Here is a 20905-nt window from a genome sequence, read left to right on the forward strand (position 1 = left end):
ACCCTTCACTCTTCTTCTGTGTCTATGAATACATTGTCTGCTATGTCCCTTCCAAGGGCCACCCTTGAACTCCTGACCTCCACCTCAACGGGTCCGTTGAGAGGGGCCTTCTTGATTACCTTCAGTGGCACTCCTATGGTTATCCCCATGTCCATGAGCCTCCTAACGACCCTGTAATCTCCCCTTATGAAGGACACTCTTCCTGTTTCTTCTTCATCCATTTCCCTGAGGGATCTGAGTTTCTCATCCCTGCACCCTATCTCTTCGATGTCCGCGTCCTTCATTTCAAGGCATTCCTCGCAGGTGCTGAATTTGAAGTCACATGCGGGGATGGGGTTTTTATCGGGGCATTCCCCTGGTACGTTGAGAAGATGGCAGAGGGCCCTTTCAGCATCATCAGATAGGGAGTGTTCCATTTCACAGGCCTGTCTGTGTATCTTTTCCCTTTTTATTCTAAGTATGTCATGGAGGAACCTTTCAAGTATCCTGTGTTTTCTTGTCATCCTGCGGGCTACCCTGTATCCCCTCTCGGTCAGCACGGCTCCTCTGTAGGGTGAGTATTTCACATATCCCTCGGAATCCAGTTTTTTGAGCATCTGGGTGACACTGGCGGGTGCTATGTTCATTGTTCTTGATATCTCCGTGGTACTTGCGGTCCTTCCAGATTCAATGAGCCTGTAAATGGTTTCAAGGTATTCCTCTATACTTTCACTGAGATGCTTCATTAGGTTCACCTAAATCCCTGATGTTGATTTAGTTGAACCTAATTCAATATAAATCTTTCTAAATATGGTTAATCTAAAAAATAAAGGGGGAGTTTGGAAAGGATATTCATGTTGGGAGCACGTTCCTTCCATAGGCTTCGTTGATGACCTCTGCAAGGCCAACGTACATGGCAGCAGCACCCGTGAATATCCCCTCATAACCTGCAACCATTGTTATCATGGCTGAACCTGTGATTTCACCGGCTGTAAGCAGGAAGAACAGGATGGCAAGGCTTATGAATATCACCTGTATTCCCCTTTTGAGTTTGAGTGTTGCGATGAACATCGCCAGCGTGAAAAGGCCCCACATGAATAGGTAAGCTGCCATTGAGGTGGGGTCTGCTGCGGCCGCCGCCGTACCAGTTGTCTCAATGAACCTGATGTTCGGTATCATCAGTAGGAGTACCAGTGACCACCAGAAAAGTCCATATGAACCGAAGGCCACGGTCCCGAAGGTGTTACCCTTCCTGTACTCCATTACACTTGCAAGTATCTGGGCTATACCCCCGTAGGCAAACCCCATTGCAATTATCATGCTGTTTATGGGAAAAAGACCTGCATTGTGCAGGTTCAGCAGTACAGTGGTTATACCGAACCCAAGAAGCCCGAGGGGAGCTGGATTGGCGGTTCTGTCAGATATAACCACTTCTTTATCTGTCATTGTTTTTCACCTATGCATTTTACCATTTAAACTAGACATGGAACCTTACTCCTCAAGTGTTGAGGTATCTCCAGGGTCCCTGCCCTCCTCTCTTGCCCTGAGGATTCTCCTCATTATTTTCCCGGACCTTGTTTTTGGAAGCTGTTCAACCTGGACCATTTCACCTATAACCGCTACCGGTCCAAGTTCATGGCGCAGGTGTCTCTTCAGTTCCTCTATGAGGGCTGCGTTCAGCTGATGACCCTTTTTAAGTATAAGGAAGGCCTTTATAACCTCCCCCTTAATAGGGTCTTCCTTTCCTATAACAGCTGCCTCTGCAACTGCAGGGTGGGCTACAAACACTGATTCAACCTCTGCGGTGCCTATCCTGTGACCTGCTATGTTAAGCACGTCATCTGATCTTCCCTGGATCCAGATGTAACCGTCCTCGTCCTTTCTTGCCATGTCACCCGCGGTGTAGACCCCTCCGGGGATCTGTTTCCAGTAGACGTTTATATACCTCTCTTCATCGTTGAAGAGTGTCCTGAACATTGCCGGCCAGGGCTTCTTGATTACAAGGAATCCGCCCTTACCCAGGGGGACGGGTTTACCGTTTTCATCAACTATGTCTGCCTCTATACCCGGCAGTGGCTTTGTGACCGATCCTGGTTTCAGCGGTGTTACGGGAAGCGGTGCTATGAGGTGCATTCCTGTTTCTGTCTGCCACCAGGTGTCTATTATGGGGCATCTTTCCCTTCCAATGTTTTTGTAGTACCAGATCCATGCCTCGGGGTTTGTGGGTTCCCCCACGGTTCCGAGGATCTTCAGTGATTTGAGGTTGTACTTCCTGGGGTGTTTATCACCGAACCTCATGAGGTGCCTTATTGCGGTGGGTGCTGTGTAGAACTTGGTGACACCGTACCTTTCAACTATACTCCACCACACCCCTGGGTCAGGGTAGTCGGGGGCTCCCTCATAGAGTAGTGTTGTTGTTCCAAGGAGCAGGGGTCCGTAGACAACGTAGCTGTGTCCTGTGATCCATCCAATATCTGCCGTACACCACCAGAGGTCCCCGTTGTGGATGTCAAAGGTCATCTGGAGGGTTGATGCAACACCGACCATGTATCCCCCTGTTGTATGGAGGACCCCCTTTGGCTTGCCTGTGCTCCCTGATGTGTAGAGTATGAAGAGGGGGTCCTCTGCATCCATTTCCTCTGTCTCGCACTCGTCATCCTCCCCCTCAATGAGTTTATCGAAGAGCATTTCACGGCCGCTTATATCTGACATTTCAATTTCGATGTCAGTGTGTTTCACGACAACCGTTGTTTCAATGGTGGGGCACTGCAGTATTGCCTCGTCCACTATTGGTTTTAATTTGATTACCTTGCCCCTCCTGTAGGTTCCATCTGCAGTTATGATTATCTTGGCCTTTGCATCGTTGAGGCGCTCCACCAGGGCACCGACACTGAGGCCTGAGTATATGACGCTGTGCACAGCTCCGATCTTTGCACATGCAAGCATTGATATTACGAGTTCCGGGCACATGGGCAGGTACATTGCCACCGCATCGCCCTTCCTGATCCCGAGCCTTTTAAGCACGTTCGCGGTCCTGTTGACCTCACGGTGGAGTTCATAGTAGGTGAGTTTCCTTTCCTCACCCCTTTCATTCACGTAGAGGATGGCGACCTGGTTTCGTTTGTCGGTTTCGATCCATCTGTCAACGGCGTTGTGTGTCATGTTGGTTTTGCCGTTGACGAACCACTTGTAGAATGGCTTGTTGCTTTCATCAAGGACCATGTCCCACTTTTTGAACCAGTCAAACATTCTGGCCTTTTCTTCCCAGTATTTCTCATGGTCCTTTCCCTTTTCGATTTCAGCCTCCCAGTTTTTTATGTGGGCCTCCTCCACTATGGTGTAGTGGGGCTTGAACACCCTGTCTTCTTCCAGGAGAACTGAGGTATCCTTTGACATTTTTCATACCGCCATTGTTTCTTAGATGGTAGTAAGTTCTTCCAGACTTATATATTTTACTATTATTAATCATGATAGATAGGTAATTAATCATGATATATAATATATATTTAAACTTTTTTATTAATTACATCTAAAAAATTAAGGGTGTTACATCATGGGGGGCATTCCGCCCATGCCTCCCATTCCACCCATTCCTTCCATATCATCCTCATCCTTTGAGGATACATCGAAGCCCCTGGCAGCGATCATATCATCGATACGGAGGATCATTTCAGCTGCTTCGGCTGCAGACTGTATAGCCTGTTTCTTGACCCTCTGGGGTTCAAGGACACCCTCCTTTTCCATGTCAACAACTTCACCGTTGAAGACATCGAGTCCCATGTAGGGTGATTCCTCATGGGCTGCCCTCAGGTCCACCAGTATGTCGATGCTGTCAAGACCCGCGTTTTCTGCGAGGGTCTTTGGAACTATTTCAAGGGCGTCTGCAAAGGCGGATACTGCAAGCTGCTCCCTTCCACTTATGGTTTCAGCGTATTCACGGAGTTCCCTTGCTATTTCAACTTCAGGTGCTCCTCCTCCAGCCACAACATGCCCGTCCTCAAGTGTTGCTGATACAACGCCTATAGCATCTTCAAGGGCCCTCTCCATCTCCTCTGCAACATGCTTTGTGCTGCCCCTGAGGATTATGGATATGGCCTTGGGGTCCCTGCATTTTTCAACGAAGGTAAGGACATCGTCGAAGATCTTCTTCTCATAGACAACTCCGGCCTCTCCAAGGTCCTCCTCGGTGAGGTCTTCTATGTTTGTAACGAGCCTTGCACCTGTGGCCTTTTCGATGCGCTTGATATCGGACTTCTTAACCCTCTTGAGGGCCATTATACCCTGACGTGAGAGGTAGTGGAGTGCAAGGTCATCGATGCCCTTCTGGCAGAAGACGACGTTGGCACCGGTGCTGACTATCTTGTCAACCATGTCGCGGATCATCTGTTCTTCCTGTTCAATGAAGGCCTGCATCTGTGATGGGTCGGTGAGCCTGATCTTTGCATCAGTTTCAAGGTCCTTAACCTCTATTGGATACTTCAGGAGGGCTATTTTAGCGTTTTCAATCCTCTTTGGCATTGAATTATCTGCCCTTGCCTTGTCTATCACTATACCGTTTACTATTCTTGACTCGTTGACTGAGGCTCCCTGTATCCTCTGGATGTTGATGTTGTCCTTGTCCATTTCACCGTCCTCTTCAACCTGAAGAACTGCCTCGACAACGAGTTCTGCAAGTTTATCCTTAGCCCTCTCTGAACCCTTACCGGTCATGGCTGTCACCGCAACCTTCCTGAGGGTTTCCCTGTCACTGGCCTCTATTGATATCCTGTCAAGTATCTCCTGAGCCTTCAGTGCTGCCTGCCTGTAACCCAGCGCTATTATTGTCGGGTGGACACCCATCTCGATGAGGTTTTCAGCCTCCTTCAGGAGTTCCCCGGCTATTATGACTGCTGTGGTTGTCCCGTCACCCACCTCGTCTTCCTGGGTCTTGGCGACCTCCACCAGCATTTTTGCTGCAGGGTGGGAGATGTCCATTTCCTTCAGGATTGTAACTCCATCATTGGTAATCACGATGTCCCCGAGGGAGTCAACCAGCATCTTGTCCATACCCTTGGGTCCAAGGGTTGTTCTCACGGTCTCTGCAAGGATCTTACCTGCAAGTATGTTGATCCTCTGGGCTTCTTTTCCAACGTAACGGCTTGTATCCTGGGGTAATATTAATATGGGCTGCTGTCCCTGTGCCATTCAATCACCTCTTGAATAAATAAAGTATGCAATTATCCATGGGTTTGAGGTTCTATAAATAGTTTGTGCAGTTATGGTCTGTGGTTTTAGGGGTGCAGTGATTTTTCATGGATTCCTGCTTAATGTATTGATCAGGGGTTTGAGATGGTTTAATATGTGGTTCAGCTCCATTAAATAAAAAAATAAAGATTTTTAATTAATTTTCGGTCTCATGAAGGAGAGGGTCACTGGTTGGGGAATATCCTGGGGAGGAACGTCTGACAGAAGTCGGGTGTGAGCTTTGAGGTCTCATGTTCAAGCTTCTCAACGATCTCCTTCTCGATTTCAGGCGTCCTTGTTGCCTCAACAGAGAACCGCTTATCATCAATGAGGACCCTGAGGGATTCGGTGCCCATTGTCATCTCAAATTCAACTGTGTTTCCCATCTCCATGTCACGGAGTATATCCTCCATGATATCATCTGACAGTTTCAGGAGCTTCCTACCCTCCGGTTCATAGACATTCCTTGATGTTCTGATCCTCTTTATATGGACGGGTGCACAGCCCTCTTCCCTTATGGTCTTCCTCACGGTCCAGAACAGACTCACCACTATCTTCTTCTCAGGGTCGTGGCTACCTTTAAATTCAACGGTCTCCATTCAAATCGCCTTCATCTCCTTTATCCTGGCCCCTATATTTTTACCTATCTCGTAGCAGCGCTCAAGTTCATCCTCGCCAGGCACATAGTTGACCTCGACCGTCTCAGCAACCTCAAAACCGGTTGAGGAGAGTTCATCTGTGAGTGCCTTCACGGCACCGCCTCCCCATCCCCTGGACCCGAAGACAACTGCAAGTCTTTTAATTCCTGTCCTGTCGAATGACAAACCCCTTAAATAGTACATGATGTCTCCGAGGCTCGGGAAGGGTCCGTTAAACATTGTGGGGCTTCCGATGAAGACGGCCCTGCTTTCAAGTATATTCTTCACGATTTCACTCCTCTCATCATCATGGAGGAAGTGCATCACAACATCTATCCCTTCTGCCATGAGTCCCTCTGCAAGGGCATGTGCAAGCATCCTTGTTGAGTAGTGCATGGTATCGTAGATTATGGTTGCCTTCTCAGGGCATTTACCCGTGGCCCAGTCTGTGTATGCTCCGATCACCTTCATGGGGTCCGTCCAGATCTGTCCATGGGATGGTGCAATCATCCTTATCTTCTCAAGGAGTCCCAGTTCCTTTACTTCACCGAACTTCCTGAGGACAAGGGGTGACAGCGGTGTCAGGAGGTTTGCATAGAACTTTGAAGCCGCATCCATTAGCACATTCTCAGGAACATCCCGGTCGAACCTTTTGCTGATGCAGAGGTGCTGTCCAAATGCATCATTGGAGAAAAGAACCCCATCCTCTGCCAGGAAGGTGAACATGCTGTCTGGCCAGTGGAGCATGGGTGCCTCAAGGAAGGTGAGGGTTTTTCTGCCAAGATCCACAGTGTCTCCCGTCTTAACGGTTCTGAATTCAATGTCCTTCAGCTGATGATAATGCCCCCTTAAACCCTCCGCCGCCTTTTCTGTGCAGATTATCTCGGGTTCATATTTCCTCAGGACCTCTGGAAGGGAGCCGCTGTGGTCCCTTTCAACGTGGTTCTGCACCATCACGTCTATCCTTTCTTCCAGCCCTTCCCTTCTAAAGGCGTCCTTTATCCTTCCGAACATCTGTGCTGATGTTCCAGGGTATGTGTTGTCTATCAGGGCAACCCTTTCTTCTCCAAATACAAGGTAGACGTTGTAGGTTGTACCGCCCAGGGTGTAGCCATGGTAACTGCGGATATCCCAGTCCATGACACCAACCCAGTAGACACCGTCTGCAATCTTGACTGCATCAGCCTTCATATTATACACCGGCATAATTTATGTTGGAGCTTTAATATTAACATTGCTGCTGGGATTCCCTTCCTTGGAGGGTAGTTTACCATTAATCTCCGATGTCTTTAAGTGCAATCACCTTGAATTCGCTGCAGCTTCAGGTTTCGCCATCAACCTCTCGAATCTTGACCTTATATGATGGTAGCCCTTTGTATAGAAGGGGCAGTTTTCTATGCAGAATGTGCAGCCCTGACTGCACCCTATACACCTCTCATCCATCAGAACCACACTGGAGCTGCAGCATCCTTTAAACTCAATGAGGGCCTCCTCTGGGCATGCCCTGATGCACTTGCCGCACCTTTTACAGTATTCGGTTATCCATTCATGTTCGTTATCATCCTTCAGGGGGAGGCTGGCTATGCTTGTGATTATGGCTGAAACCTTCTGGGCCGGACCTGATTCAGGGGTTATGAGGAGGCCGCTGTGGCCTTTAAACCCAATCCCTGCCCTCTGGGCCATCAGTGTGAGGTTGAGGATTCCGCTCATTGGGTGTATGGCCTCTGCAAAGTACCCCCTTTCCCTGAGGTAATCTGCAAGCCTGAAAGTCATCTCAGCCAGCCTGTCATAGAGGCTGCTGTTCAGCCTCCGGGCCTCTTCACCGGGCGCTGTTTTTATAAGCTCTTCATCCATTTCAGCGGTAAGTACTATGGCACTGGGGTACTGGATGAACCTTTCAGCAATGACAACATCAGGGGTAACGAGGGCGTATCCGACCTTTTTAATTCCCAGTGAACCTGCATATTCTTCAAAATCTTTAAGGAATCCTTCATCCACCATCACAGAGGGTTTTGATGGGTTTGGAATCCTGCACTGGTCCCTGTATTCTATGAATCCGCATCCACATTCACTCTTTGAATCATCCTTCTGTGGTTCACTGTTTCCACAGCAGCTTCCATTTTTCATGCCATCACCGTCATCTAATTCACTAACTATTCATATATCTAAATTTATAAATATATATATGTTACTGACACCCCATTTTGGTGTTCCTGGAAAATCAGAAAGATGGTTTATCAGGTGATCCTTTTCAGGTCCCGTCAATCTTCTATTTCATATTCAAATTCCCAGAAGGGAGTGCCCTCTGCCTCCACGCACCTCAGGTGTTCCATTTCATGGGCCACACCGTAGGCACCTGAACCTGTGAACTCCAGCGGACCTTCTATCCTCTTGAGCCTTATTTTAAGGTCCAGGGGGTCAAGAACAGCCCTCAGTATGTAGTCACCATCCACCAGGACACGGTAGGGCCTTTTAACAAGTTCCCTTTCATTCCTTGAGCTGCACTTCTCAAGCCGGTAGACAGTTCCCTCCTCCCTGAGCACCGATGGATTAAGGAAGAGGTAGACTATTTCAAGGGTCCTGCCCACCATTTCCTCTTCATCAAAGCGGGTCACCTTCTCCTTTATGGCCATGAACCTGCCGGTTTTCTCTGCAAGGCTCCAGTCACCACCAAAACGTATGGAAAAAAGAAGGGGTATGAAGGCTTCCCCGGGTATGCCAAGCTCCTGGATAACCTTCTTCTCTGTAAGTGAGAACCTGAGGAGTTTCTTCAAATCGGCATGGTCCAGGGGTTTCTCAGTTCCTGTCATGTTTTCCCTGTGCTGTTCGTTCCAGAGATGACATCTTCAGATCCTTAAACAGGAAGACCGGGTTTTCATGGTGTCTTCCTGGTGTTGAAATCGTTAATGGCCATCTCAACAACGTCAATTATGGCATCATCCAGCTCATCCTGGGAACCATCCCTGACAACGGGTATGTTGTCACAGTATACAACCTCAAGTCCAGCCTCCAGGGCGTCCCTGGTCGCCACGTCAACTGCAGCGGCCTTGAGTTCGGTGAGCATAACATCCGCCTCGTTGATGTACCTTTCAATGTCCTTCTGGAGTAAGGGTCTGTTTGAGAGGTGGGGTGTTGTTCCAACGACCCTGCACCCGTACTCTGATTCAAGGTGCTCAACAAGGAGGCCCTGCACGGATTCAGGGGCTGTTGTTGCAAAGAGCACATTCTTACCAGCTATATCGCCCAGGGGTTTCGGTCTGAATACGGTTGCTATGACCTCTGCATCGGGGTTTATGTCCCCTATGAACTCGACTATCTCCCTCACCTTCATGTCACTGGCCATGGGTTCCTCGCACATGGTGAGTATAACAAGGTCCGCCAGTTTGATCCTGAAGGGGCCGAGGAAGTTTTTAATGTTCATGATGGGCTGGTTTGCTCCAACAAGGACGATGTGTCTCATGGACTTCACAGGGGGTATGGCGGCCCCGCTCCCCTCAAGGATTATGAAGTCGGCGTCAAGGGTGTTTGCAAGTTCAGCGCCACGCTTCATGTTGGTTATGAAGACATCCCCTGCCATCCCCCCGCCGCAGCGCCGGCAGCCAACGGTGAGTATGCGGCTCATGAGGGCGTCCTCCCAGTGGTCAGAGGCTGCATGCACACCCCTATCTGACTGTTCCATCAGGTACTCGGGGGTTATGTCAATCTCATCTCCACGAACGATTTCAGGTTCTTCAGGACCGCCCCGACCCATTGCAACCACGCATGGGTTGTACCTGCGTTCATGGATGAGGCGGGCTGCATAGGCAGAGACGGCTGTTTTACCTATCCTCTTACCCGTCCCCAGGATCTTGAGGGATGGTTTTTCAAGAACATCGTATTCTGTGAGGGGCTGGAATTCAAAGTCAGGGCCCCTGTAAACCGCACCCTCACCAAGGACCACGGAGGCTATCCTGAACCTCTTTGAGTAATCAAGGACAGGTTCATCACTGAGGTCCATGACGGTGTCTGCACAGTACTTTCTTATGAGTTTGCCTATGAGTTCATAGGGGATCCTGTCATGGTCCTCACCGAAGTAGACGGGCCTCTCCATCATCTCACTGTACTCATCCGGCGAGGAGGTTCTGAGCTTCTCGGTTCCACCTATGAATATGAGGGCCTTCACATCGATGTGCTCCATTGAGTCAAGGGTTTCAACGGCGGCCTTTGTCACAGGCAGGTAGTGCTCTCCATCCACAAGACATATCATCCGTTCCATAGCCTTCATTAAAAACACCCTCCTGATTAACATTGCCCCGGACTTCCAGAGCTGTGAAATCATGATAATATTATAAAATTGTCGCCCCCGTGTATTAATAGATGATGGTAAAGGGAGAGAATCTCAGGGTCGGGATGATCCTCTGCTGATGGCTGCATTTAATATGAGACTGGCATTATGGCTAATGCTTAAAATTAATAGGATATATTATGTGAATGTGAGGGGAGCTTATTTTGCCTCGAGTTTGGCTTCTATCTTAACGAGTTCCTTTCTTGAGCGCTTAGCAAGCTCTGAAAGTCCATTAACCACGTTCGGAGGGAGGTTGTTGTTTTCCTTTTTGGCGAGTATCTCTGATATGGCGCTTGAAAGGACAAAAATAGCATACTTGTGTTCGGCCTTGGTCCGGTGGATGTGATGGGGGCTGATGTTCAGGGAGAAGTACTCCTCGCATTCGTCTTTAATATCATATCTATTCTCAAGGTACTTCAGAACATATACTAAAAATTGGTGAAGTTGTATCATTTCGTCCTTATACATTTTACCAGCCTCATTCTCCTTATAAGTATGTATTAAATTTATTATTTAAAAATTTTGGTTCACAGAGCAGCCCCTTACCAAAATCGGAGATACGGTATTCATTAATAAAAAAAACATGGCAGTTCAGTCCTTTATATGAACAGATTTTAACCATGTTTAATATTGATGTAAGATGGGGGAAATAAATCTATTTATTACTCCAATTTTTCAGAATATTAAATTCAGCACTGTGCCTGCCTGCCGGCTAAACTAATTAATCATTTTTTCTGATAACCCTTAAAAGGAGCGGCACCATAAAACTAATTATTTATATCAATCTCATGGAGGATCATCCCGATGAGGATAACCGACTTTGATCATGACAGGATTCAGGAACTTGTTGAAAGGTCAAGGATAGACGTTGATGATGTGCTTGGACCGGTAACCGAAATCATAGGAAGGGTGAGGTCGGAGGGTGACCGGGCCCTCAGGGAGCTTACAGAGAAATTTGACGGAGTCTCACCTGAAAACTTCCTTGTTGATGGGAAGGAGATAGAGGCAGCCCATGAAAGACTCGACCCTGATGTTAGGGGGGCCCTTGAGGATGCAGCATCGAATATAGAATCATTCCACAGGCTCCAGCTGCCATCAGGGTGGATGGAGGAGGTGAGGCCCGGTGTAATGGCAGGGCAGATAGTAAGGCCCCTTGAGAGTGCCGGCTGCTACATCCCCGGTGGAAGGGCTGTTTACCCGTCAACGGTCCTCATGACGGTCATCCCGGCAAGGATAGCCGGTGTGGGAAGGATAGTCTGCTGCACACCACCTGGAAGGGATGGTTCAGTTTCGGATGCCATCCTCGTGGCGGCTGACCTTGCAGGTGCAGATGAGATATACCGGGTCGGGGGTGCCCAGGCAATCGCTGCAATGGCCTACGGCACAGAGACCATAATGCCCGTGGACAAGATAGTGGGGCCGGGGAACATATTCGTGACCGCAGCAAAGAAGCTGGTCTACGGGGACGTGGATATTGACTTTCCTGCAGGACCATCAGAGGTCCTCATAATAGCCGATGAAACCGCGGACCCCGACTACATCGCATATGAGATACTTGCCCAGGCAGAACATGACCCGCAGGCTGCAAGTGTACTTGTAACTGATTCAGAGGGACTTGCAGAGGATGTGAATGACAGGGTCCGTGAAAATATTAAATACATGGAAAGGGCCACTATAATAGAGGAGTCCCTTGAGAGATACGGGATGATAGTTATAACCTCAGACCTTGATGAGGCTGTGGAATTCAGCAACCACTACGCACCCGAACACCTTGTTATAATGACAGCTTCCCCTGAGGAAACCCTCAGGGATGTAAGGAACGCCGGATCCATATTCCTGGGTGAACTCTCACCGGTCGCTGCAGGGGATTATGGTTCAGGCACAAACCACGTGCTCCCGACGGCAGGCTGCGCAAGGATGTATTCGGGGCTGTCCACAGAGTCATTCATAAAAAAACCAACAGTGCAGAAAATAACACATGAAGGCCTTAAAAATATCAAAGACACTGTTCTGAAACTTGCAGAATATGAAGGCCTCTATGCACATGCAGAATCATTCAGGAAAAGATTGGAGAGGTGATTTAATGTTACTAGGAGATCTTCGAAGAAGTCACTATTCAAAGGACATAGACCCGGGGATGGATGGAGAGGAAGTCACGGTCATGGGCTGGGTCCATGAGATAAGGGACCTTGGAGGAATAATATTCGTTCTTCTAAGGGACAGGGACGGACTCCTCCAGATAACAGCCCCCAGCAAAAAGATTGACGAGGAGCTCTTCAAATCCATCAGGAAACTTAAAAAGGAATCAGTGGTGGCATTTAAGGGTAAGGTGCAGGAGTCAGGCAAGGCACCGGGCGGATTTGAGGTGATACCCTCCTACCTGAGGGTGCTCAGCCCATCAAAACAGCCACTCCCCCTGGACCCCACAGAGAAGGTGAAGGCTGAGATAGACACGAGGCTTGATGCAAGGTTCCTGGACCTTCGAAAGCCGGGTGTAAGTGCAATATTCAAGATAAAAAGCAGGATGCTGCATTCAGTCCGCGTATTCCTCGAAGAAAATGATTTCCTTGAAATAAACACCCCAAAACTCGTGGCATCCGCCACAGAGGGGGGCACGGAGCTCTTCCCCATAACCTACTTTGAGAGGGAGGCCTTCCTTGGTCAGAGCCCCCAGCTCTACAAGCAGATGATGATGGCAACCGGCCTTGACCGTGTATATGAAATCGCACCCATATTCCGTGCAGAGGAACACGACACCCTCAGGCACCTCAATGAGGTCATCTCCATCGACATAGAGGCATCCTTCCTTGACCATGAGGATGTCATGAAGATACTTGAGAACCTCGTTGTAAGGGTCATTGAGGACGTCAACGAGCACTGCTCGGATGCACTGGAAACCCTTGGAAGGGAACTTGAGGTCCCTGAAATACCCTTTGAGAGGATAGAATACGATGAGGCGGTTGAGATGGTTAACTCAAAGGGGGTCCCCATGAAGCACGGCGAGGACCTGCCGAGGGCGGCTGAGAAGGCCCTTGGTGAGATAATGGATGGCTACTACTTCATAACCTCCTGGCCGACAGCAATAAAGCCCTTCTATGTCATGCCTGATGAGGATGAACCCGAGAGGAGCCATGCCTTTGACCTGATGTACCGCGACCTTGAGATATCCTCGGGTGCCATGAGGGTGCACCAGCACGACCTCCTTGTTGAGAAGATCAGGAGGCAGGGACTGAACCCTGAATCCTTTAAGAGCTACCTTGAAGCCTTTGAGTACGGGATGCCTCCCCATGCAGGGTGGGGACTTGGAGCTGAGAGATTCAACATGACCCTCACTGGCCTTAAGAACATAAGGGAAACAGTGCTCTTCCCCAGGGACAGGAGGAGGCTCACACCGTAGGTGATAGAGTGATGGGTGCATCCACAGGCCAGGGCTATGAGATTGCTAGAAAGAGCAGGGAGATAGTCAGGGAACTCATAGGGAATGACATAGCCGGTTTAGGGGAAGAGGAGGCTGCCATAGTTGAGAGGATAGTTCACTCCACGGCGGACCCTGAATATGCAAGGATTACAAGGTTCAGCAGTGACTTTGTACAGGCAGCCCTGGGGTCCCTCAGGGAATCGGGGAGCATACTCACCGATATTGAAATGGTTCGGGCCGGTATAACAGGCGACAGGGCGGTGTCCTTCATCAGGAGGCCTGAGGTTGCGGAGATTGCAGCCGGCAGGGAAATCACAAGGGCCGCCGCCGCGGTGGAGTACGCTGCAGAGAAGGGCTTCAGGGGGCTCATCGTCATTGGAAACGCACCCACAGCCCTCATGAAGGTAATTGAACTTGTAGAAGACGGGTCACTGGATGCAGATGCTGTTATAGGTGTTCCTGTAGGCTTTGTAGGTGCTGCAGAGTCAAAGGAGGCCCTCCGGAGGACAGAACTACCCCACATGATAACGGAGGGCCCCAAGGGGGGGACTCCCGTGGCTGTGGCTGCAGCAAATGCGCTCATAGCCCTTTCGGAGGGTAGGAAGGTTTAGAGTGGAGCAGTTAAAGGTTTTCGGATTTTATGTTACTTGAAGACTGGTTCAGAGGGATCTTGTATGAATTCAGAGGAACTTTTTAGAATGGCTCAGGATGTTCTGCCAGGCGGTGTGAGTTCACCTGTAAGGAGGTTTGAACCATACCCTTTCTTTGCAGCCGGTGGCAGAGGATGCGTACTTGAAAGTGTTGATGGCGTGGAATACATAGACTACTGTCTGGCCTACGGGCCCCTTATACTTGGACATGCCCATCCAGAGGTTGTTGAGGCGGTCACCCGTCAGATCAGGAGGGGAACCGCCTATGGTGTCCCATCGGAAGGTGAAGTAGAACTTGCAGGGATGATAATAGACAGGGTGCCCTGCGCGGAGATGGTCCGCTTCATGAACTCTGGTACCGAGGCAACCATGGCTGCTGTGAGACTTGCAAGAGCATTCACGGGCAGGGATAAGATAGTTAAATTTGAGGGGTCATACCACGGAGCCCACGACTACGTCCTTGTAAAACCAGGATCCGGTGCAGCGGCAGCCCCTGACTCCCCCGGGATACCCGGGGCAACGGTGAGCAACACCCTCACAGCCCCCTTTAATGATGAGGAGGCAATGGTTGAACTCATGGAGGAGATGGGCCCTGAAATAGCCTGCATAATGGTGGAGCCGGTTATGGGTAACGTCGGGTGTATAGAACCCATGAACGGTTACCTCCAGTTCCTCAGGGACATAACCATGGAGAACGACATACTCCTAATATTTGATGAGGTTATCACAGGGTTCAGGGTTGCGGCTGGAGGGGCCCAGGAGTACTATGGTGTTGAACCTGACCTGGTTACACTGGGAAAAATTGCCGGTGGAGGGTTCCCTATGGGCGTACTTGCAGGTAAAAGGGAGATAATGGAGAATATAGCGCCTGCAGGGCCAGTATACCAGGCAGGGACCTTCAACGGAAACCCTGTATCGGTAGCTGCAGGTATCAGAACCCTTCAGCTCCTTGATGAAGACCTTTACCATGGACTTGAAAGGATGGGCTCATATATGAGGGGAGGTTTAAGGGACATCCTCTCGGACCTTGACCTGAACTATCAGGTTGCAGGCCTTGCATCAATGTTCCAGGTCTACTTTACAGGGGAGGAGGTCACAGACTACAGGACCGCCAGGACCTCTGACACTGAACTCTTTATGAGGTACTTCCACTCCCTCCTTGATGGTGGGGTGTTCATACCACCGTCACAGTTTGAGTGCTGCTTCATATCAGCCGCACATGAGATGGAGCACGCTGACAGAACCCTTGAGGCTGTTGAAGCAGCCCTGAGGGAATGTCAGGGGCACTGATTCACCCAGTGTCCCCTAAGAATGAATTTTTTTTTGATTCTTCTGGTGTTTGCCTGAGATGAATTCAGTGAACGTTAAAAAAATTCTTTGAGACCTGTCTGATAATTTGCAGGGTCTTCATGTTAACTTTATTGCGAAAAAGAAGTATACGAAACATATTGCTATAAAAATAAGCAGAATTGTAACTGCGGTCTTCAGGAACCGGCTGTTAAGGGAACTTCTGCCATCGAGTTCAGCCATCATGTCCCTCTGCTCACGTACCTGTGATATGAAGTTTTCAGTCTTAACACCTGTACCCGTTACAAGGTTACCTTCAATGATCTCCTCATCAAGGAGTTCGTTCACAAGTTTCTTCTGTTTTCTGACATCATCCAGGATTCTTTTCTCGGCAACAAAGTCCATGAGGGACCATTTACCATCTGTTATTTCCTCCAGGGTTTTCTTCTCGTTTTCGATGCTCTCTGATAGATCCTTCAGAATGTTTAACTTCCGGTCATCAGCATATTCAACGTAATCACCGGAGCTTTCACTGGGTTCTTCATAAACCTCTTCCAGTCGCCGATGATATTCCAGCAAACCTCCACATTCGCAGGAATCAAAATCAGATGGACTTTCACCGGCTTTCAGCTGATAGTAGCCTCCACAGTTTGTGCAGATCAGGTAACCCCCGGATTTTTCACTGTCATTCAAAGACAAGGTAATCCCCCAGAGTCTATATCTACATTCTGATAGTTAAGTTTTGCGCTTAATGATCCGGTTTACCAGTTTACTGTAAAATAAAAAATATATGTGGGGTTAGGTGGTTGCCCTTTCTATCCCGGTTGAAATCAGGAACTGGATAAACGCCCCCTGGGGTACCACAACAATGTTGCCCTGCTGGTACTGCTGTATACCTGCATTTACAAGGGCGATGTACTTTGACCTGTCCTTTGTTGCATTGAATATTGCCTTCATCAGGGACTGGACCGCGGGGCCCCTTGAGGAGCCCTGCCTCTGCTCATCCCTCAGGAAGTTTATACTGTTACCTGAGACATAGCCCTGTCCTTCAACATATACAGGTCCTATGGCCTGCAGTATTCCGTCAACTGCCTGTGGGGTGACTATGACCACGATATCTGTCTTCACGCCGGTATTGTATTCAACTATTTCCTGGGCCAGCCTGACCCCCTTCTCTGTGTCCGCTTCCCAGAGGGAGTCGTGGAGTAACCATCTGTTCACTCCCTGAGCCCTGAGTGCAGCGGGGGGCTCCGCGGTGGGGTGGGCCATGTTGTGTGGGTAGACTGCGGTTACATTGGTTATGTTACCGTTATTCAGGGTTAATATGAATGCCATGTCAACGGCACCGATTCCTGATCTTGGTTCGCTTGGATCTGCGCAGAGCAGAAGGACGTGTTTCTCTCCGATAAATACGTTCTGGGAATTTGTAATGTAATTCTCATATGTTAAAACTGAAAGACCGATAATTACAATGAACAGTCCTAGGATTATCTTGTTCTTGGTATCCATAGTTTTACCTTCCTCTTCTTTTTTGAAGGATAATTAGGATTTTAATGGATCTGCATATTATTTTTCTGTTAACCTAAAAATCTATTTCCAGATCTTTCATATAAATTTAGCGCCGTGGTTGGCGGAACATTTATAATCAATAGGACACCACCATTATATATATTGTTATGATACTCTAAATGCACCTTAACCTGACTGAAGACAGTGGCTGAACACCCTCCCTAAAAGGAGGCCCGAATTATGAGCCAGTAATACTGATAAAGGGGCTTTCTAAATGAAGATCATTGCCGGTGCCGGGGACAACACCGAGATTGAGAAGGCAGCTGAAGCCGTTGATTTTCACGTTGAACTTGTTCACTCCTCTGAGGAGTTCATCAGACACATAAAAGAGGAGGATGCAGACGCATACGTAAGGGGGTCCCTGCCATCTGCGGACATAATATCAGAGCTCAAGGGGGAGGGCCCCCTCAGGAGGGCATCATGGATAAAAACAGGCACAGGCAGCTTCCTCCTTGCACCCGTCGGTATAGATGAGGGGAGAAACCTTGAGGAAAGGGCTGAAATCGCATTAAGCGCCGCCAAATTCCTCATGAAAACAGGAACAGAACCGTGCATAGCCGTGATTTCAGGTGGAAGGGAGGGTGACCTTGGAAGGGCCCCTGAAATTGACAGGTCAATACGTGAGGGTGAGGCACTCACATCAATGATAAGGGATAAATATAAAGTTAAACACTACCACATACTGATAGAGGAAGCCGTTGGCGACGGGTGTAACATAATCATAGCACCCGACGGGATCACCGGTAACCTCATATTCAGATCACTGGTTCTCATCGGCAAGGCCAGAAGCTACGGCGCCGTTGCCCTGGGCTTCAAGGGAATTTTTATTGACACATCACGGTCCCAGACAAGGGAAGGCTATATAAGGGCACTGAACTTCGCCCACTGGCTTGCCACAAGGAGAACTGATCATGATTAAATTTTAAATTTCAGATGACCCGGAAAAACTGGAAGGGTAGATATGAGATGTCACCTTTAAAACCAATCTATAGACTATATGAATGGTACATATCCCGCAACCTCAAAAAAGAGAAGATGCCCAGACACATAGCAATCATAATGGACGGTAACAGACGATACTCACGGATCCATGGCAGCTTCGACCCCATTGAGGGCCATAAAAAGGGCATCGAGACCCTTGAGAAGGTCCTGGACTGGTGCGTTGACCTTGGCATAGAGATCGTAACAGCATATGCATTCTCAACAGAGAACTTTAAAAGGCCTGAAAGGGAAGTTAAAGGCCTCATGAACCTCTTCAAGGAAAACTTTGAGGCCATAACCAGCAATGAAAAGATACATAAAAACAGGGTCAGGGTCAAGGCTGTTGGCAAACTTGAACTCCTACCTGAGGACGTGAGAAGGGCCATAGAGGTGGCTGAGAAGTCAACGGAGCAGTACTCCGACCGCCTGGTGAACATAGCCATAGGCTATGATGGCAGGCAGGAGATAGTTGACGCTGCAAGGAAGATTGCAGAGGATGTGAAGGCAGGGAAAATAGAACTAGAGGACATCGATGAGGACCTGATAAACAGGAACCTCTACACAGCAGGCCTTGAGGACCCCCACCTTATTATAAGGACAAGCGGCGAGGAACGCCTCAGCGGCTTCCTCCTCTGGCAGTCCTCCTACTCGGAGCTCTACTTCTGCGACAGCCTCTGGCCTGAACTCAGAAAGGTGGACTTCCTGAGGGCTATAAGGTCATACCAGGAGAGGGAACGGAGATTCGGAACATAAACCCCTCATTTATTTTAAGATGTTCTTCTGGAGGTATCTTTCATTATAGATATTCACTGTCACCTTGACTTCAAGGACTTCAACAGAAACCGTGAAGAGGTTATTGAAAGGGCAAGAAAAAAACTTGACGCTGTTATAGACTCGGGGGTGGGTCCTGGAGGTAACAGGATGGCCCTTGAACTGGCATCACAGCACCCTGACTTCATATACGCCACCATGGGCTTCCACCCCACCGACGCATCCAAGGCAAGGAGGGAACTCATAGAAGAGGTTGTATCCCAGATAGAGTCCAGCATCGACAGGATAGTGGCCATAGGCGAGACAGGGATGGACTTCCATCATACCAGGGATCCGGGGGGTAGAAAAAAACAGGAGGATACCTTCAGGGTATTCGCGGGACTGGCGGCTGAATATGAAATGCCCCTCGTGGTCCATGCAAGGGATGCGGAGGAAAGGGCCCTTGAGGCAGTGCTTGATTACAGCATCCCTCTGGTGGTATTTCACTGTTACAGCGGAAGCCATGAAACAGCCCGCAGGATAATTGATGAGGGCTACTATATATCGGTGCCTACCATGGTTGTATTCTCGGAGCACCACATGGACCTCGTGGAGAAGCTACCCCTTGAGAACATCTTAACAGAAACAGACAGCCCCTACCTCTCACCCTTCAGGGGTAAACGTAACGAACCGGCCTTCGTTGAGGAGGCTGTTAAAAAGATAGCCGAGATCAAGGACATTAAGGTAGGGGAAGCTGACAGGATAACCACTGAAAATGCAGGGAAGGTCTTTGGATTGTGATGGGGCTCATGGTTTTTTATAGGTAGTACCATGGGCCTGTCCTTTGATTTTGATGAGGATCTTGAATTGCTGTTATAGGTTTACCGGAGTCTCTGGGCTGTGATGAGGGTCGCGATGGCTTACTTTACCCTCCTGTTCTTATTTTTCAGTCTCTGAAGGCTTCCTTTGCTGCTATGGCCCCGTTTATCGCTGCAGGAAACCCTGCATAAACAGCCATCTGAATGATAACCTCTATTATTTCCTCCCTTGTGCAGCCAGCATTCAGGGCACCCTTAACATGACTCTTGAGCTGCTTCTCAGCCCCCAGAACCGTCAGCGCAGCGATTGTGATAAGCTCCCGGGTCTTAAGGTCAAGGCCCTTCCTTGAGTAAACATCACCGTATGCAAACTCAGCCACAAAACGTGAGAGGTCGGGGGATACCTCTTCAAGCTCCTCCTTAAGGGCCCTGTAGGATTCCCTGTTAATTGATTCAAGGATCTCCATCCCTCTCCTGTACCTGTCCATAATCTTAACCTCCTTTTATTGTGTGAATGACTGATTTATAGGATGATGGATATAATGTTATCAATACAGACATCTGAGGGAATAGGATGAGGCCCCACGTGATACTGAACGCTGCAATGACACTTGACGGGAAGATTGCAACAGAAACAGGAAGTTCAGAGATATCTGGAAGGGAGGACCTTGTAAGGGTCCATGAACTTCGAAGGGAGTCCGATGCCATAATGGTGGGTATCAACACGGTCCTTGCAGATGACCCCAGGCTGACCGTGCATAAAATAGATGCCAGTCCAGAGGAGAACCCAATCAGGGTGGTGGTTGACAGCAGGGCAAGGACACCCCCGCATTCAAGGGTGCTCAATAATGAGGCCCCCACCATAATAGCTGTCTCAGAGATGGCACCTGAAGGGAGGGTTTCTGTCCTCAGGGAGAGTGCCGATGTTATAGTCACTGGGGGGGAGAGGGTGGACCTTGAGGTGCTCATGGAGGAACTCCACAGGAGGGGTGTGAGGAAGCTGATGCTTGAGGGGGGTTCAACCCTGAATTACTCCATGATCACAGCAGGCCTGGTGGATGAGGTCAGGGTCTGCATAGCACCCATGATTGTGGGTGGCGAGGCTGCAAGGACACTGGTGGATGGTGAGGGCATAAAGGATATGGCTGATGCAGTCAGACTTGAACTCATAAAACACTACACCCTCGGAAAGGACCTTGTACTTGAGTACAGGGTGAAGGTGTGATCCGGTGGAATGCCGGTGAACTATGATTCTGTCAGGTACCAGG

At 49.0% G+C, this 20905-nt stretch carries 21 protein-coding genes; 8 read left to right on the forward strand and 13 right to left on the reverse strand.

Annotation, left to right across the window (positions count from 1 at the left end; genetic code table 11):
* Positions 1–5 precede the first annotated feature (5 nt).
* From FZP57_RS02990 to FZP57_RS03035, 10 genes are all read right to left on the reverse strand, one after another.
* Positions 6–725 carry a DtxR family transcriptional regulator gene (locus FZP57_RS02990; RefSeq protein ID WP_370518335.1) on the reverse strand — a complete coding sequence of 240 codons (720 nt, stop codon included), beginning with the start codon at positions 723–725 and terminating at the stop codon, positions 6–8.
* Between the two features lie 106 nt (positions 726–831).
* The gene (locus FZP57_RS02995; protein WP_191216440.1) at positions 832–1425 is read right to left on the reverse strand and encodes an acetate uptake transporter; all 594 of its coding nucleotides are present in this window, start codon (positions 1423–1425) and stop codon (positions 832–834) included.
* A 45-nt stretch (positions 1426–1470) separates the two neighbouring features.
* Complete coding sequence (gene acs / locus FZP57_RS03000; protein WP_074358707.1) at positions 1471–3375, reverse strand: acetate--CoA ligase; 1905 nt, start codon at positions 3373–3375, stop codon at positions 1471–1473.
* Between the two features lie 150 nt (positions 3376–3525).
* Positions 3526–5163, reverse strand: coding sequence for a thermosome subunit alpha (thsA, locus tag FZP57_RS03005; protein ID WP_074358708.1), 1638 nt, complete (start codon positions 5161–5163; stop codon positions 3526–3528).
* A gap of 224 nt (positions 5164–5387) precedes the next feature.
* Complete coding sequence (locus FZP57_RS03010; RefSeq protein ID WP_074358709.1) at positions 5388–5801, reverse strand: hypothetical protein; 414 nt, start codon at positions 5799–5801, stop codon at positions 5388–5390.
* Positions 5802–7031 carry an FprA family A-type flavoprotein gene (locus FZP57_RS03015; RefSeq protein WP_074358710.1) on the reverse strand — a complete coding sequence of 410 codons (1230 nt, stop codon included), beginning with the start codon at positions 7029–7031 and terminating at the stop codon, positions 5802–5804. It abuts the gene before it with no gap.
* 108 nt (positions 7032–7139) lie between these two features.
* On the reverse strand, positions 7140–7967 hold the full coding sequence (locus tag FZP57_RS03020; protein WP_191216441.1) for a 4Fe-4S binding protein: 828 nt from the start codon (positions 7965–7967) through the stop codon (positions 7140–7142).
* Between the two features lie 134 nt (positions 7968–8101).
* Complete coding sequence (locus FZP57_RS03025) at positions 8102–8650, reverse strand: RimK/LysX family protein (RefSeq protein WP_074358712.1); 549 nt, start codon at positions 8648–8650, stop codon at positions 8102–8104.
* 65 nt (positions 8651–8715) lie between these two features.
* Entirely contained in the window at positions 8716–10104 is a 1389-nt protein-coding gene (locus FZP57_RS03030) for a cyclic 2,3-diphosphoglycerate synthase (protein WP_074358713.1), read from the reverse strand.
* 219 nt (positions 10105–10323) lie between these two features.
* On the reverse strand, positions 10324–10632 hold the full coding sequence (locus FZP57_RS03035) for a UPF0058 family protein (RefSeq protein WP_074358714.1): 309 nt from the start codon (positions 10630–10632) through the stop codon (positions 10324–10326).
* A 336-nt stretch (positions 10633–10968) separates the two neighbouring features.
* On the opposite strand from FZP57_RS03035, the gene hisD reads away from it, so the two are divergent.
* The 4 genes from hisD to hemL all read left to right on the forward strand — a co-directional run bounded on the left by hisD (position 10969) and on the right by hemL (position 15522).
* Entirely contained in the window at positions 10969–12243 is a 1275-nt protein-coding gene (gene hisD, locus FZP57_RS03040; RefSeq protein ID WP_074358715.1) for a histidinol dehydrogenase, read from the forward strand.
* A gap of 4 nt (positions 12244–12247) precedes the next feature.
* A complete protein-coding gene (aspS, locus tag FZP57_RS03045) occupies positions 12248–13561 on the forward strand; it encodes an aspartate--tRNA(Asn) ligase (RefSeq protein WP_074358716.1) in 1314 nt (437 codons plus the stop codon).
* An 11-nt stretch (positions 13562–13572) separates the two neighbouring features.
* The gene (locus FZP57_RS03050; protein ID WP_074358717.1) at positions 13573–14193 is read left to right on the forward strand and encodes a cobalt-precorrin-8 methylmutase; all 621 of its coding nucleotides are present in this window, start codon (positions 13573–13575) and stop codon (positions 14191–14193) included.
* Positions 14194–14256: 63 nt separating this feature from the next.
* Positions 14257–15522 (forward strand): glutamate-1-semialdehyde 2,1-aminomutase, encoded by a 1266-nt coding sequence (gene hemL / locus FZP57_RS03055; RefSeq protein ID WP_074358718.1) that lies wholly within the window; start codon positions 14257–14259, stop codon positions 15520–15522.
* 117 nt (positions 15523–15639) lie between these two features.
* Here the strand turns inward: hemL and FZP57_RS03060 are convergent, their stop codons facing one another.
* On the reverse strand, positions 15640–16218 hold the full coding sequence (locus tag FZP57_RS03060; RefSeq protein ID WP_191216442.1) for a hypothetical protein: 579 nt from the start codon (positions 16216–16218) through the stop codon (positions 15640–15642).
* Between the two features lie 99 nt (positions 16219–16317).
* Positions 16318–17028, reverse strand: a complete 711-nt coding sequence (locus FZP57_RS03065) for a DUF4012 domain-containing protein (RefSeq protein WP_191216443.1) — start codon at positions 17026–17028, stop codon at positions 16318–16320.
* Between the two features lie 274 nt (positions 17029–17302).
* Here FZP57_RS03065 and mtxX point away from each other — a divergent pair, with 274 nt between their 5' ends.
* The 3 genes from mtxX (at position 17303) to FZP57_RS03080 (ending at position 19620) form a co-directional block, all read left to right on the forward strand.
* Complete coding sequence (mtxX, locus tag FZP57_RS03070) at positions 17303–18007, forward strand: methanogenesis marker protein Mmp4/MtxX (RefSeq protein WP_191216444.1); 705 nt, start codon at positions 17303–17305, stop codon at positions 18005–18007.
* A gap of 47 nt (positions 18008–18054) precedes the next feature.
* The gene (uppS, locus tag FZP57_RS03075; RefSeq protein ID WP_191216445.1) at positions 18055–18822 is read left to right on the forward strand and encodes a polyprenyl diphosphate synthase; all 768 of its coding nucleotides are present in this window, start codon (positions 18055–18057) and stop codon (positions 18820–18822) included.
* 102 nt (positions 18823–18924) lie between these two features.
* Positions 18925–19620: a YchF/TatD family DNA exonuclease gene (locus FZP57_RS03080; RefSeq protein WP_315901951.1), complete on the forward strand. Its 696-nt coding sequence runs from the start codon at positions 18925–18927 to the stop codon at positions 19618–19620.
* Between the two features lie 145 nt (positions 19621–19765).
* On the opposite strand, the gene FZP57_RS03085 is transcribed toward FZP57_RS03080, so the two are convergent.
* Entirely contained in the window at positions 19766–20125 is a 360-nt protein-coding gene (locus FZP57_RS03085) for a carboxymuconolactone decarboxylase family protein (RefSeq protein WP_191216446.1), read from the reverse strand.
* 86 nt (positions 20126–20211) lie between these two features.
* Here FZP57_RS03085 and FZP57_RS03090 point away from each other — a divergent pair, with 86 nt between their 5' ends.
* Positions 20212–20862: a 2,5-diamino-6-(ribosylamino)-4(3H)-pyrimidinone 5'-phosphate reductase gene (locus tag FZP57_RS03090; protein WP_191216447.1), complete on the forward strand. Its 651-nt coding sequence runs from the start codon at positions 20212–20214 to the stop codon at positions 20860–20862.
* Positions 20863–20905 lie beyond the last annotated feature (43 nt).

It is taken from the genome of Methanothermobacter sp. THM-1 (assembly GCF_009914355.1).
GTDB classification, from domain to species: Archaea; Methanobacteriota; Methanobacteria; order Methanobacteriales; family Methanothermobacteraceae; genus Methanothermobacter; species Methanothermobacter wolfei.

Bases quoted from the DNA above. Each gene is read 5' to 3' on its own strand.
- FZP57_RS02990 (WP_370518335.1), bottom strand. From the start codon at position 725: ATGAAGCATCTCAGTGAAAGTATAGAGGAATACCTTGAAACCATTTAC.
- FZP57_RS02995 (WP_191216440.1), bottom strand. From the start codon at position 1,425: ATGACAGATAAAGAAGTGGTTATATCTGACAGAACCGCCAATCCAGCT.
- acs (WP_074358707.1), bottom strand. From the start codon at position 3,375: ATGTCAAAGGATACCTCAGTTCTCCTGGAAGAAGACAGGGTGTTCAAG.
- thsA (WP_074358708.1), bottom strand. From the start codon at position 5,163: ATGGCACAGGGACAGCAGCCCATATTAATATTACCCCAGGATACAAGC.
- FZP57_RS03010 (WP_074358709.1), bottom strand. From the start codon at position 5,801: ATGGAGACCGTTGAATTTAAAGGTAGCCACGACCCTGAGAAGAAGATA.
- FZP57_RS03015 (WP_074358710.1), bottom strand. From the start codon at position 7,031: ATGAAGGCTGATGCAGTCAAGATTGCAGACGGTGTCTACTGGGTTGGT.
- FZP57_RS03020 (WP_191216441.1), bottom strand. From the start codon at position 7,967: ATGAAAAATGGAAGCTGCTGTGGAAACAGTGAACCACAGAAGGATGAT.
- FZP57_RS03025 (WP_074358712.1), bottom strand. From the start codon at position 8,650: ATGACAGGAACTGAGAAACCCCTGGACCATGCCGATTTGAAGAAACTC.
- FZP57_RS03030 (WP_074358713.1), bottom strand. From the start codon at position 10,104: ATGAAGGCTATGGAACGGATGATATGTCTTGTGGATGGAGAGCACTAC.
- FZP57_RS03035 (WP_074358714.1), bottom strand. From the start codon at position 10,632: ATGTATAAGGACGAAATGATACAACTTCACCAATTTTTAGTATATGTT.
- hisD (WP_074358715.1), top strand. From the start codon at position 10,969: ATGAGGATAACCGACTTTGATCATGACAGGATTCAGGAACTTGTTGAA.
- aspS (WP_074358716.1), top strand. From the start codon at position 12,248: ATGTTACTAGGAGATCTTCGAAGAAGTCACTATTCAAAGGACATAGAC.
- FZP57_RS03050 (WP_074358717.1), top strand. From the start codon at position 13,573: ATGGGTGCATCCACAGGCCAGGGCTATGAGATTGCTAGAAAGAGCAGG.
- hemL (WP_074358718.1), top strand. From the start codon at position 14,257: ATGAATTCAGAGGAACTTTTTAGAATGGCTCAGGATGTTCTGCCAGGC.
- FZP57_RS03065 (WP_191216443.1), bottom strand. From the start codon at position 17,028: ATGGATACCAAGAACAAGATAATCCTAGGACTGTTCATTGTAATTATC.
- mtxX (WP_191216444.1), top strand. From the start codon at position 17,303: ATGAAGATCATTGCCGGTGCCGGGGACAACACCGAGATTGAGAAGGCA.
- uppS (WP_191216445.1), top strand. From the start codon at position 18,055: ATGTCACCTTTAAAACCAATCTATAGACTATATGAATGGTACATATCC.
- FZP57_RS03085 (WP_191216446.1), bottom strand. From the start codon at position 20,125: ATGGACAGGTACAGGAGAGGGATGGAGATCCTTGAATCAATTAACAGG.
- FZP57_RS03090 (WP_191216447.1), top strand. From the start codon at position 20,212: ATGAGGCCCCACGTGATACTGAACGCTGCAATGACACTTGACGGGAAG.